This window comes from Dorea hominis (assembly GCF_014287705.1).
Taxonomy (GTDB): Bacteria; Bacillota; Clostridia; order Lachnospirales; family Lachnospiraceae; genus Dorea_D; species Dorea_D hominis.
Map to the genome: position 1 here is coordinate 1 of NZ_JACOOY010000028.1, position 12578 is coordinate 12578.

Below are 12578 nucleotides of genomic sequence, written 5' to 3' on the forward strand. Positions count from 1 at the left end.
ATAGTATTTCTGATGAAAACCTTTACTCCTTGGATTTGCCCGATATTCATTTTCACCAGTTGAGAAATACCTATGCAACTATTTTGCTGAAGAATAGCTTTAATTCAAAAGGTGTTTCGCATTTATTGAAGAAGTTATTCCAAAAGAGCGGAAAGATTAGTATTATGATTATTCAGAAGTGATTGAAATAGACTTAATCCTGGAGGAATATTTCAACGCAGCATGATAAAAAATAGAATAGTAGTAAGATAGAAAAGTACAAATGAGAATCGAACATTTGTACTTTTTTCTTGCCTTCATCTATATACTTTCAAAAAAATGTCTGATATAATAGGGACTGTTACATGAACAAACAGTAAAAATATGACAGAACCGGAGCCTGGTATCATCAGGTATTTCTGAGTGCTGTTTTATCCGCAAATATGAATTTTGTGACTTTTATTCGTAACGAGGTGAAAAGGACATCTATTCACCATAAAATAAGCTTTTTGTTACGAATCTGGATACGAATTTTTGGCTGATAATGATCATAGTAAAAAAGTTCACAGAACTTTTTCAATCGCATAAATGCGATTAAAAGTCACATTTTATTGAACATTAGTAGTTCAATAAGCATGAATGGAGGGATTTACCATGAATGCAGAAAAAGGACATTCGCAATCCGCTGACAATAGGCAGCTATTTGCTCATAAAAGCAGCCCGCAGGGCGGACATGCTTTTAAATTAAAAGCCCCATACAAGCCAACCGGAGACCAGCCACAGGCGATTGCAGAGCTTGTGAAAGGGTTCAAGGAAGGCAATCAATGCCAGACTTTATTAGGGGTTACGGGTTCTGGAAAGACTTTTACGATGGCAAATGTGATTCAGCAATTACAGAAGCCGACACTTGTCATCGCTCATAATAAGACGTTAGCAGCTCAGTTATACGGAGAGTTCAAGGAGATGTTCCCCGAGAACGCGGTGGAATATTTTGTATCCTAGGACAAGATGGTCAAAAAATGGGTGATATTTTGTAGTGAGTGGGTGGTTGAACATCCAGATGTTGTGGATGCGGTAGTGGTAGGAGAATAGGTGAAAAGCGGGTGGATGAAGAAGTTTTGTGACTTTTTATCACCTGCTTTTTTGAATAATAATTGAAAAATATAGTGTATGAACATAAAATACTTGTTATAATCTAAATATAAATATGACGGAAAGGTTGGTAGTGATTATGTGTGAGAAAAAAGAATTGAGCTTTTCAATATTCATGTTGTATAGTCTTGCGGATAAGTGGAAGATGTCTCCAGCCAAAGTGTATAAAATATTAAATTCAACCGGGATTTTGGATAACTATATTATTAAATGTTACGATGTTCTTCATACACAGGGAAAGGAATATTTGGTAGAAGATATTACCGATTATGTGAGAGAAAAAGGAGTTAATGTATGATTGTATATCATGGATCAACAGAAATTATAAAAAATCCGGATGTAGTACATTCAAAAAAATATCTGGATTTTGGTCGAGGATTTTATATAACAACTTTTGAAAATCAGGCAAAAAAATGGGCAGTTCGGAAAGGCATGAGACAAGAAAAGACTGCAATAGTTAATATTTATGAATTATCTGAAGCATGGGATGATTTTAAGGTGTTATGTTTTGAAAAAGAGAATGAGAAATGGCTTGATTTTGTGTGTGCATGTAGAAAGGGACAGCCATTAAATAAAGAATATGACATTATTATAGGAAATGTTGCGGACGATGACGTGTTTAAGACTGTAGATATGTATTTTAGAGGTTTGTGGGATAAGGAAAAGGTATTAGATGAATTGCGATACTATAAGATGAATAATCAAATATGTATTGTAAATCAAGAAACACTGAATCGACTTATTACTTTTAAAAGAGCATATGAGGTGGAAGATCATGGTAGATAAGAAACAATTGGAAGAAGTTTATAAGCAAAATTTGGAAAATGATATCATTAATGCAATTTCTGAAATAAAAGGAATAGATTTGCGGAAAGCATTTGATATTTATTATTCCAGTAAGCTGGCGGAACAAATTTCAAATGACAGTTATGGAATAGAAAATATGGATGCAAAATATCTGGCAGAAGATTTGATTGAGAATGAGCCAGGGTTATTTTAAAGATATGTAAAAGAATAAAACAAAAGAGTAGGGATAAAAATGGAAAGAGTAGTATATTTTAGTAAAGTAAGTATGGATTCAGAAGAAGTATATAATTTAGTGGAAAATTATGAGTTGAGATTTGAAATTACAAGAAATATTTTATCTATGGTTCAACACAATTTTGAATTCATTCACGAGTTCCCGTATATTACAGAAGAAGGAGAAAAAGGGATTAATAAAGTATCATATGTTCTGTCAATAAAAGATAAAGATGATGAAAGTATTCATGGTGTCTTGGACAGGACGGCAAGTATTTTTGTAAAAGAAAGAGATGACGAAACTGGCGAGATGAAAAGTAAGCCCGTAGAAAATACAGAGGATATTGAATTTTATTATGATGTGTTACATGAATATGTAGCGTTCATTTCAAGAAGAAGATTTGGAAAAAGTATGTTTAATGATGCATTCGGAGAAATGCTCAACGAATGTGCCCGTAAAAAACATTTGAAATATTCTTTCTATGTTGAATCATTTAATTTGGGAATGAGTATTGAGGAAATGCAAGAAGCTGTGAAGTTAGATAAGAATATCAGAGAATTACGAATTACATATAGACCGGCAAATCCAGATGATGCACTTATTGATAAAGCAATTGAAGCAAAAGAAAAAGAACGATTGAAAGAATCAAATGCTACGGAAAGAAGCATTATTTATAAGGCTAAAGGAAAAACTAATATTAATGGTGGAGCTGAAATTATACAAGATGATTTGAAACAACTTGTCACAATGAATGAAGATATTCCGATTTTGGATCTGACACAAAGAGGATATGTAGTTGTTACGAGCGTTAATAAAAATGGAGATGTCAAAACGACAACAGACACTAAACCATTTGTAAAAATTACAAATGGTTTAGGCGAATTTGTAAATACGGCTAAAAAAGGAATTCAGGAAATATTACGAAAGGGGAATCTATGTGATTAAAAAATTTTGGGAATATGGAAAATTTAAAGAATATTTTGCATGGGCCTTTGAAAATATATTTGCTTTAATTGGTACAGTATTGTTGGTTATTGCAACATATTATTTAAAAATATATGAGGATTTGCAAAATTATATTAGTATATTAGATTCTACATTTGGAGTAATAATTGGAGCGTTAATCGGAACATTGGCATTAATTTTTTCTGGAATTGTTTTTTGGGGAAGTTTATTCGATAAAAAATTTAGAAAAAAGATTATTGAATATACGGAAGATGAAAAGACTGTTGATAAGTTGTATATAAGCTATCTTTTTTGGCATGTAATATTTTAGGCAATATCGTATTTACAGTTTTACTTATTTTAGTATTGAATAGTTCGCGAGAGAAAGTGGGACAGATATTTTTTGTAATTATAGAAATAGTGTATGTATATTGGCTTTTATTTATTTTAGGATATTTTGTTGCAATCATGAAAAACGGAATAAAGCTTATTTGGCTAAGAGATGGGGCAGAAGAAAATGAGAAGGATAAAAAATCTCTATATGAATCAGCAAACGAATTACGTATAGACGTCCTGTTTGAACTATTATGTAGAAATATGACGGCAGAAGAAACGCATGACACTTTGATGAATATTCTAAATAATAGGATTAAATTACTTGATAAACCAGAAGAAGAAAAAAGAAAGCTGGCGAAGTATTTAGAAAACTATTACAAATTAGAAAAAAATGAAAAAAAGTAAACATGAAAACCGATTGATTCGAATTAAGAATCAATCGGCTTTTTTCATGCTCATTTTTATACATAGCCAGTTTCGTAAAACAGATTGGCTATTAAATTTTTTGAGGAAGGAGGAAACTATATGACCAAGTGTAAAGTAATCGCCCTTGCAAATCAGAAGGGAGGAACAGCCAAGACCACAACTACATTAAATTTAGGAATTGGTCTTGCACATCAGGGGCGAAAAGTATTATTGGTCGATGCTGATCCGCAGGGGGATTTAACAACTGCATTGGGTTGGACAAATGCAGACAGTCTTCCTATTACATTGGAAACACAAATGAAGAAGATATTACAAGACGAACCGTTTGTGTATAATGAAGGCATTTTACACCATGAAGAAGGAGTAGATATTATTCCAACCAACATCGAGCTATCGGGCATGGAAATCTCACTGGTAAATGCCATGAGCAGAGAGCAAACTTTAAAGTTGTATCTGGCAGATTTGAAAAAGGATTATGATTATATCTTGATTGATTGTATGCCTAGCTTGGGAATGTTGACTATCAATGCGTTGGCTGCCGCAGACAGTGTAATTGTTCCAGTGCAGGCTCATTATCTTCCACTAAAAGGTATGACACAGTTAATGAAAACAATCGGTAAGGTGCAAAGACAGCTAAATCCTAATCTGAAGATTGATGGAGTATTGCTGACACTTGCAGATATGAGGACAAAACTTGCAAGGACAACAGAGGATAGCCTTAGAGAAAATTACGGGAAACATATCCGAATTTTTAAAGCGATTATTCCAGTGGCTATTACAGCGGCAGAAAGCAGTGCAGCAGGACAGAGCATTTATGAGTATGACAAGAATGGAACTGTTGCAAAGGCGTATGCAGAATTTACGAGGGAGGTGATTCAGTGTGGCGAAAAGCAGAGAAATAAACATGAATCTTCCCTCAGCAGATGATCTTTTTACCACGCAGGAAGAAAGAGACCAGAAGAATCAGGAATATGTAAAAGATATTTCGATTTATGAAATTACAGATTTCCCGAATCATCCGTTTAAGGTAAAAATGGATGATAAGATGTTGGAAACTATCGAAAGCGTTCGTGACCATGGCGTATTAGTCCCAGCACTTGTCAGGGAAAAGCCAACAGGCGGGTATGAAATGATTTCTGGACACCGTAGAAAAATGGCAAGTGAACTGGCAGGAAAAGAGACAATGCCTTGTATTGTAAGAAATCTTAGTGATGACCAAGCAGTCATTGTCATGGTTGACAGCAATCTTCAGCGAGAAGAAATCTTACCATCCGAAAAGGCATTTGCATATAAGATGAAGTTAGAGGCTATGAAGAGACAAGCTGGACGTCCAAGAAAAAATTCTGTGCCAGTGGCACAGGAATTTCGAGGTAAAACTTCAAGAGAAATATTAGGTGAACAAGTTGGAGAAAGCCAAGACCAAATCCGCCGCTATATCCGCCTTACGGAGCTTATCCCGGAAATCCTTGAAATGGTCGATGACAAAAAGATTTCTATGCGTCCGGCGGTAGAATTGTCTTATTTGACGAAGGAGGAACAGGAGATATTGTACGATACCATGGAGTCGGAGGCTTGTACCCCAAGTCATGCACAGGCAATTAAAATCCGTAAATTTTCAGCAGAAGGCAGGTTAAATGAAGATGTTTTGCTGTCGATTATGGCAGAGCAAAAGCCAAATCAGGTAGAGCAATGGAAAATCCCCAAGAACCGACTGAAAAAATATTTTCCATCGGGAACTTCACAGCAGAAAATGGAAGAAACCATTATCAAAGCACTGGAATTATATCGGAAACGGGAAAAAAGCAGGGAACGATAGGCATTTGGACACCAAGGGAGAAGTCTATCTGTTGGTGGTCAATAAGAAATCAGCCTTTTTCTGTTTTCCCCTCCCCACACCCTACCCCTTTGGTTTACCAGCAGATTACCAGCCGAAAAGACAATAAGGAGCCGGGAACATCTTCTCTTTCGGCAGGTCAGAGATTCTCATACCCTGCATGACAGCAGGGAGCAAACAACATAAAGCAACAGCAGGCGTTCCAAACGGACGTCTTTTTTTGATTGAAAAGAAAGGAATTGTAGAAAATGAAGAAGATATGGAAACGAGTGTGTACAGGGATTCTTGCCCTGACCACGATTTTAACTGCAGTACCGATCACATCGGTTCAAGCAGCGGAAACACAGTATTGGACAGAATCCGCAGAGAGAGTTGGACATGTAGAACATTTGATGAATGACGGAACAATTAAAAGCACTTTCAACGAAGGACACATGAAAGTAGAAGGTGAAACCGCCTATTGTGTAGATATTAACACTGGATTCAAGAATGGGTATAAAACCAGACATGATGCAAGTGCCAGCATGAGTGCAGATCAGATTGAAGATGTGGCATTGTCGCTTGAGTATATGAAACAGTATTCAGGCAGTCACAGTAACCTGAGTACAAATCAGGGATATCTGTTGGAACAGTGTGTGGTGTGGCAGAGACTGAGTGAGTATTTAGGCTGGCAGTGTGATAATGTTCGAGCTGCATATTCTGAGATTTCACAGGATATTCAGAATGAAGTGTATGCAGGAGCGAGAGCATTTGTACAGGCGAACAAAGGTCGGTATAAATGTGGAGGATATATCTATACTGGAGAGGGACAGGATCTCGGACAGTTTTGGGCAGAACTGAATGTCGGAAATGCAAAAGTAAAAAAGACAACCGCAAATGAGATTGTCACAAATGGAAATGCGATGTATACCATTGCCGGAGCAACCTTTGGCATATTCTCAGACCAGAATTGCAGTAATCAGATTGGAACACTTACAACAAATGAAAATGGTGAGACAAATGAAGTTGAAGTGACTGCAGGGACTGTTTACATCAAAGAACTTTCTGCACCGAAGGGATATAAGCTGGATACGACAGTACACAGTCTGAAAGTTGAAGTTGGAAAAACAGCTACATTAAATGTTTCTGATGTTCCGAAAGTGACAGAGACATTGGTAGACCTGTTCAAGATTGATATGGAGACAGGAAAAGCAACCGCACAGGGAAATGCAGCACTGGCAGGAGCGGAGTTTACCTGGCATTATTATGACGGACTTTATACAAAAGACAATTTACCAGAGAAAGCAACACGCACTTGGGTTACGAAAACGGTGGCAGAAAAGAGCAGTGACGGAAGTATTCATTATGTGACAAAACTGGCAGATGCTTACAAAGTATCCGGAGATGCATTTTACACTCAGAATGAAAAAAGCGTATTACCACTTGGAACACTGACTGTTGAAGAAACCAAAGCACCAGACGGATATTTACTGGACGGAGCTTATATGCAGGCAGGGGACAGCACAGAGCAGATCAAAGGAATGTATCTGACACAGATCACAGAGGACGGAGAACTTGCAGTTCTTTCCGGAAGCAATCAGTATTCCGTATCTGATCAGGTAATCCAAGGTGGTGTGAAGATTCAGAAACGTGATTTAGAGACAAAAGATACCAAAGCACAGGGAAGTGCCACATTAAAAGATACAGCATTTGCAATTATTTCACTGAACGAGAATCCAGTTTTGGTGGAAGGAAAGTTGTATAAGAAGAACGAGACAGTTAAGACGATTCAGACAGGGATTGACGGAGTAGCAACAACATCGGCAGATTTACTTCCATATGGTAAATACAAACTGGAAGAAACCAAAGCACCAGAAGGTTATCTGACTGACGGGGCAAAAGCGATTGAATTTTCCATTACAGAAAATGGAAAAATCGTAGATTTAACAGACGAAAGCCATTCCATTTACAATCAGATTAAACGTGGAGATCTGGAAGGAGTCAAGATTGGAGCTGGCACACATAAGAGACTGGCAAATGTTCCTTTTAAGATTACAAGCAAAACAACCGGAGAGAGCCATATCGTAGTGACAGATAAAAATGGTCAGTTTTCAACCGTTTCCGATTGGGCATCCCATAAGAAAAATACAAATGCCGGAAAGTCCAGTGAGGACGGTATCTGGTTCGGAACTTCTGAGCCGGACGACAGCAAAGGTGCATTACTTTATGACACTTATGAGATTGAGGAGTTATCTTGTGAATCCAACAAAGGCATGAAGCTGATTCCGGCATTTGAAGTTGTTGTGAGCAGAAATAAAGTAACTATCGACCTTGGAACACTGACTGATGAGTATGAAAAAGAGATTACCATTCATACAACTGCAACAGACAAGAAAACAGGCGAAAAAGTAATTGTTGCAGGAAAGAAAGTAACGATTGTGGATACAGTTACTCTGGACGGTCTGGAAGAAGGCAGAAAGTACCAGTTAAAAGGCTGGCAGATGCTGAAAGAGGAAAATGCAGAACTGCTCATTGATGGAAAGCGTGTGGAGAGTGATTACACTTTTGTTGCTGACAGCGAGAAAATGAAAGTAGAGATTTCTTATACGTTTGATGCATCAGAACTTGGCGGACAGAATCTGGTTACATTTGAAGAATTATATGATCTGAAGAATCCGGAAGAACCTGTAAAAGTTGCAGAGCATAAGGACATTGACGATGAAGGTCAGACCGTCCTGATTACGGAGCGAAAGATTTCGATTCATACCATAGCAACGGATAAGAACGGTAAGAAAGAGGTGGAAGCCGGAAAAGATCTGACGATTGTGGATACGGTTACTTTAGAGGGATTGGAAATTGGTACGAACTATAAGTTGTCCGGTTGGCAGATGGTTAAGGCAGAAAATGCCAAGTTACTCATTGATGGCAAAGAGGTTACCAATGATTATGAATTTACAGCGGACAAGGAAAACATGGAAGTGCAGATTGAGTTTACTTTCAACGGCAGCACGCTTGGAGGAAAGCAGCTTGTAACCTTTGAAGAACTGTATGATATGACAAATCCGGAAGAACCGAAAAAGGTAACAGAGCATAAGGATATTGACGATGAAGGTCAGACCGTAACTATCAAAGAAGTACCGGGAACACCAACCCAAGAGATACCGGGTACTACTACAAAGACAAGTAATCCTCCGAAAACAGGAGATACGGCAAATGCAGCTTTATGGATAGCCATTCTGGTATTATCAGCAGCCGGAATCACGGGAGTTCGTATCTGGAATAAAAAGAAACAAGTTAAGAGATTAGGAATTGAAGAAAAGAAAGAAGAGAAGGAGTAAAACAAAGGGCGGCGATAAGCTGCCCTTTGATGATGAAATGGGAAAAAATCAGAAAGCAGTAAAAGTATTACAGCGTTTATTTGATGCTGGGTATGGAACGGAAAAAGAGATTGTCAATATGACGATGGATGAAATGCTTGCTTTGCCAGGAGTAAATGTAGCAGACCTGTGCATTATCAGTGAGTTACAGAAAAGCATTAAGGCAAACAAAGTGATAAGCTATTTGTCAGAGAAAACAGAAGCAAGGGAAGAAACGAAAGGAGCAGATTATGGTGGAACAACCTAAATATTTGGAGATGACATTATCACAATTGAAAGCATATGTGGAATCTTCAGAGAGTAATGTTCTTCTAGTTGTAGAATTTCCAAAAGGAGATCAGAACAATGGAGAATGAATTGGAAGTTGTGAATATCCGTCTGGTAAAAGAACCATCTCTTTATAGTGAGCAGACATTGGACAGTCCACAGGCTGTTGTAGAATTAATGGCGAAGGAGTTATCCCAATATGACAGAGAGGTATTTTGCATCTTGAATATGAAAAATAATGGACAGGTAATCAATATGAATCTGGTCAGTGTTGGAACAATCAATGCCTCGCTGGTAATTCCAAGGGAAGTTTTTAAGAGCAGTATTCTGGCAAATGCTTCTGCAATCATTGGACTTCATAATCATCTCAGTGGTAATGTGAAACCATCAAAAGAGGATATGATTGTTACGAGAAAGCTGCAGAAGTGTGGACAGCTATTGGGAATAGAATTGCTGGATCATATCATTGTCGGTGGAACAAATGGAAAGATGCTCAGTTTCCGAGAAGAAAAGATGTTGAATGTGACAGGAAGGATGGATTGGGAGAGATAGAAGGAAAGTGAATTAGAAGTTTTTATTTACTGTAGTGTTTCAAGTAGCGGCATTAGTAAAATAGTGTCGCTACAAAAAGCTGACTTATACATTGATATTATATGCATAACTCAAAATGAAATTGTTAAAAATAGAAAATAGAACGATATATAACGGAAAAATCTCCAAATAGTAAAATTCACATTGACTGTGAGAAGAGAAAAACATATAATAAAGGTGGAGGTGTATAAGAATGTTAGTAAAAGTAAGTGTTGAAAATTTTAAATCTTTTGATAAAGCAGCAGAGCTGACAATGATTTCCTCAAATAAAATACGAACAAATGCAAATCACAGGTTAAAGATAAAAAGTACCCAGTTATTAAAATATGCAGTAGTTTATGGAGCAAATGCATCTGGAAAGACCAATCTGGCATTGTTCTTTAAATTTTTTAAAGATAGTGTCTGCAATGGTATTCCGATAGAAGCTACACAGATGTTTTGTAAGAATCGGCAGGAGAATAAGGAACGAGAAAGTAGTTTTGAAATTCAGATTACTGTAGGTGACAAATTTTATGCCTATGGTTTTTCTGCAGTTTTAAGCAGACGAAAAGTAACCGGAGAATGGTTATATGAATTATATCAGAATGGTTCAGCAAAATGTCTCTTTGAACGAGAAGGAAGTAAACGTCCGGTGTTAAATGATGGTATTACGCTGACAAACACAGAAAAAAATAAATTTGAAACCTATGCAGATGATTTTGAAGGAAATGAAACATCTTTGTTCCTGACAGAAATGAATCGTGGAAAAAAATATAGCACACGATCTAAATTATTGTTCTTCCGGGATGTATATGATTGGATTCAGAATCATATTTCGATTATCACACCGGATACGCCATTGATTGATTTGGAATATTATTATGATGATAATTCGCTGAAGCTGATTAACAAATTGATCAAAACATTTGATACGGGTATCAGCCAGGTAAAAATTGAAGAAATTACATTGGATGAGTTATCAAATGCATTGCCGAAATCAGTATTTGATAAGATGATGCAGCATGTAAAAAATAGAATGGAAGAGCAGGAAGAACCATCATTCAGAATGACGATGAGGTCGAAGGAAACTTTCTTTAATATCGAAGTTGAAGGACATTCTGAACCGAAGGTCACAACAATCCGATTGCATCATAATAAGTCATTTTATGAGTTCGGTTTTGATGAAGAGTCTGATGGAACAAGAAGATTATTCGATTTGATGGATATGCTGTTGAATAAACGAGAAGATGTTCTTTATGTTGTGGATGAATTGGAGAGAAGCTTACATCCGAAATTGACAGAACGATTTTTGCAATTGTTTATGCAGCTACATGATGAGCAGCGTATGCAGCTATTGTTCACTACACATGAATCATCCATTATGGATCAGGCTATTTTTAGAAGGGATGAAATCTGGTTTGTAGAACGTAACGCAGAAAATGCAAGCTCTATTTATTCCCTGGATCGTTTTAAAGAGAGATATGATAAGGTGTTGAGCAAGGCATATCTGGAAGGAAGATATGGTGCGATACCGGTATTTTCAACATTCGACTTTAGAGAGGAGGAGTAGCCTTGGCTCCAGTAAGAAGTTATACGAATTGGAATAGCAGAACTACAGATGAAGAAGAACAGATTGAGCCTTATCGTAAGTACTTTTTCATATGTGAGGGTGCAAATACTGAAACATGGTATTTCAAAAAGTTAATTGATATCCGAAAAGAGTTAAATATTCATCCATTGATTGATATCCGGTTACTTGAAAAAACAGAGGGAGACAGGGACATTTCATTTCCAAGACGTTTGATTGAATTTGCAGAAAATCAGAAAGAAAATCCGGAAATAGCGTTTGATAAAGAACGGGATAAGATGATTGTTGTATTTGATGGAGATATTTTTGAAGAAAAAGTACTTGATTATGATGAACTAGTAGCAGAAGGTGAAAAGAATAATATATTAGCGGTCAGCAATCCAGCATTTGAATTATTTCTGTTGTTACATTATGAAAATTCATACGAAGATGATATTGAGCCAAATGCTGAACAGATTATCCAGAATGAAAAAGATGGACATCAGACGTTTATCTATAAGTTGTTACTTGCCAGAACAGGAATCAATCCCAAAAAGAATTCTGCAATTGGAGAACTGGCGAAGAATATAGAGATTGCTATTGAGCAGGAAAAGAAAATCAATGAAGATATTCATCAGTGTAAAGGACAGATTACGTGTAATATAGGTCGGATTATTGATGAGATTCGGAAGGATGATGGAAAATAAAAAGAACATTCGTTCTAATATATTGAAAAAGTACAAAAAAGACATTATAATACAAATATAATATAAAAATGAAAGGACGATGAATTATGTCAAAACCACAAATATTTGTATCATTTGATTTTGAAAAGGATAGGAATTATAAGTATACTTTAAATATGTGGAATGCAAACTCAAGCTTTGAATTTACATGTAATGACAAATCGCCAAGTGAAATTCAAAGCTGGAATATTCCAACGGTTAAAAGTGTTCTTTCTAGAAAGATTAATGAAGCGACTCATGTAATTGTAATTGTTGGTAAAGAAGCAAATAAATTACATAAGGATAGGGAGTTGATTGGATATCGTAATTGGCAGAATTTTGAAATTGCTAAAGCCAAGGAGTTAGGAAAAAAACTTATTGCTGTGCAATTAAATTCATT

Annotated in this window: 16 protein-coding genes and 1 pseudogene; all 17 read left to right on the top strand. The window is 36.5% G+C overall.

The features are described from left to right. On the top strand, nucleotides 1-182 hold a 182-nt coding region (locus tag H8S07_RS14315), incomplete at its 5' end, for a hypothetical protein (RefSeq protein WP_330598599.1). Nucleotides 183-618: 436 nt separating this feature from the next. Further along, nucleotides 619-978, top strand: a pseudogene (locus H8S07_RS14000) (DEAD/DEAH box helicase family protein); the annotation flags it as partial. Between the two features lie 232 nt (nucleotides 979-1210). Beyond that, the gene (locus tag H8S07_RS14005; RefSeq protein ID WP_081019526.1) at nucleotides 1211-1429 is read left to right on the top strand and encodes a DUF3791 domain-containing protein; all 219 of its coding nucleotides are present in this window, start codon (nucleotides 1211-1213) and stop codon (nucleotides 1427-1429) included. After that, complete coding sequence (locus H8S07_RS14010; protein ID WP_186856248.1) at nucleotides 1426-1917, top strand: DUF3990 domain-containing protein; 492 nt, start codon at nucleotides 1426-1428, stop codon at nucleotides 1915-1917. Before H8S07_RS14005 ends, H8S07_RS14010 begins: the two co-directional genes overlap by 4 nt. Beyond that, nucleotides 1907-2131 carry a hypothetical protein gene (locus H8S07_RS14015; RefSeq protein ID WP_186856249.1) on the top strand — a complete coding sequence of 75 codons (225 nt, stop codon included), beginning with the start codon at nucleotides 1907-1909 and terminating at the stop codon, nucleotides 2129-2131. Before H8S07_RS14010 ends, H8S07_RS14015 begins: the two co-directional genes overlap by 11 nt. A 39-nt stretch (nucleotides 2132-2170) precedes the next feature. Then, nucleotides 2171-3097, top strand: a complete 927-nt coding sequence (locus H8S07_RS14020; RefSeq protein ID WP_186856250.1) for a hypothetical protein — start codon at nucleotides 2171-2173, stop codon at nucleotides 3095-3097. After that, nucleotides 3090-3428 (top strand): hypothetical protein, encoded by a 339-nt coding sequence (locus tag H8S07_RS14025; protein ID WP_186856251.1) that lies wholly within the window; start codon nucleotides 3090-3092, stop codon nucleotides 3426-3428. The genes H8S07_RS14020 and H8S07_RS14025 overlap by 8 nt, the downstream gene beginning before the upstream one ends. A gap of 56 nt (nucleotides 3429-3484) precedes the next feature. Continuing rightward, a complete protein-coding gene (locus H8S07_RS14030) occupies nucleotides 3485-3838 on the top strand; it encodes a hypothetical protein (protein ID WP_186856252.1) in 354 nt (117 codons plus the stop codon). Between the two features lie 120 nt (nucleotides 3839-3958). Beyond that, entirely contained in the window at nucleotides 3959-4786 is an 828-nt protein-coding gene (locus H8S07_RS14035; protein WP_186856253.1) for a ParA family protein, read from the top strand. Further along, a complete protein-coding gene (locus H8S07_RS14040; RefSeq protein ID WP_207722440.1) occupies nucleotides 4764-5675 on the top strand; it encodes a ParB/RepB/Spo0J family partition protein in 912 nt (303 codons plus the stop codon). Before H8S07_RS14035 ends, H8S07_RS14040 begins: the two co-directional genes overlap by 23 nt. 266 nt (nucleotides 5676-5941) lie before the next feature. Beyond that, complete coding sequence (locus H8S07_RS14045; protein ID WP_186856255.1) at nucleotides 5942-9010, top strand: VaFE repeat-containing surface-anchored protein; 3069 nt, start codon at nucleotides 5942-5944, stop codon at nucleotides 9008-9010. After that, nucleotides 8982-9296 carry a hypothetical protein gene (locus H8S07_RS14050; protein WP_117889244.1) on the top strand — a complete coding sequence of 105 codons (315 nt, stop codon included), beginning with the start codon at nucleotides 8982-8984 and terminating at the stop codon, nucleotides 9294-9296. Before H8S07_RS14045 ends, H8S07_RS14050 begins: the two co-directional genes overlap by 29 nt. Then, entirely contained in the window at nucleotides 9280-9405 is a 126-nt protein-coding gene (locus tag H8S07_RS14675) for a hypothetical protein (protein ID WP_005341722.1), read from the top strand. The genes H8S07_RS14050 and H8S07_RS14675 overlap by 17 nt, the downstream gene beginning before the upstream one ends. Next, nucleotides 9395-9868 carry a JAB domain-containing protein gene (locus H8S07_RS14055; RefSeq protein WP_186856256.1) on the top strand — a complete coding sequence of 158 codons (474 nt, stop codon included), beginning with the start codon at nucleotides 9395-9397 and terminating at the stop codon, nucleotides 9866-9868. The genes H8S07_RS14675 and H8S07_RS14055 overlap by 11 nt, the downstream gene beginning before the upstream one ends. Nucleotides 9869-10100: 232 nt before the next feature. Then, nucleotides 10101-11456, top strand: a complete 1356-nt coding sequence (locus H8S07_RS14060; protein WP_009268661.1) for an AAA family ATPase — start codon at nucleotides 10101-10103, stop codon at nucleotides 11454-11456. Nucleotides 11457-11458: 2 nt separating this feature from the next. After that, nucleotides 11459-12160 (top strand): RloB family protein, encoded by a 702-nt coding sequence (locus tag H8S07_RS14065; protein WP_173903442.1) that lies wholly within the window; start codon nucleotides 11459-11461, stop codon nucleotides 12158-12160. Nucleotides 12161-12246: 86 nt separating this feature from the next. Continuing rightward, a partial coding sequence (locus H8S07_RS14070; RefSeq protein ID WP_186856257.1) for a TIR domain-containing protein occupies nucleotides 12247-12578 on the top strand: 332 nt, incomplete at its 3' end.

Bases quoted from the DNA above. Each gene is read 5' to 3' on its own strand.
- H8S07_RS14020 (WP_186856250.1), top strand. From the start codon at position 2,171: ATGGAAAGAGTAGTATATTTTAGTAAAGTAAGTATGGATTCAGAAGAA.
- H8S07_RS14045 (WP_186856255.1), top strand. From the start codon at position 5,942: ATGAAGAAGATATGGAAACGAGTGTGTACAGGGATTCTTGCCCTGACC.
- H8S07_RS14035 (WP_186856253.1), top strand. From the start codon at position 3,959: ATGACCAAGTGTAAAGTAATCGCCCTTGCAAATCAGAAGGGAGGAACA.
- H8S07_RS14060 (WP_009268661.1), top strand. From the start codon at position 10,101: ATGTTAGTAAAAGTAAGTGTTGAAAATTTTAAATCTTTTGATAAAGCA.
- H8S07_RS14010 (WP_186856248.1), top strand. From the start codon at position 1,426: ATGATTGTATATCATGGATCAACAGAAATTATAAAAAATCCGGATGTA.
- H8S07_RS14675 (WP_005341722.1), top strand. From the start codon at position 9,280: ATGGTGGAACAACCTAAATATTTGGAGATGACATTATCACAATTGAAA.
- H8S07_RS14005 (WP_081019526.1), top strand. From the start codon at position 1,211: ATGTGTGAGAAAAAAGAATTGAGCTTTTCAATATTCATGTTGTATAGT.
- H8S07_RS14040 (WP_207722440.1), top strand. From the start codon at position 4,764: ATGAATCTTCCCTCAGCAGATGATCTTTTTACCACGCAGGAAGAAAGA.
- H8S07_RS14055 (WP_186856256.1), top strand. From the start codon at position 9,395: ATGGAGAATGAATTGGAAGTTGTGAATATCCGTCTGGTAAAAGAACCA.
- H8S07_RS14015 (WP_186856249.1), top strand. From the start codon at position 1,907: ATGGTAGATAAGAAACAATTGGAAGAAGTTTATAAGCAAAATTTGGAA.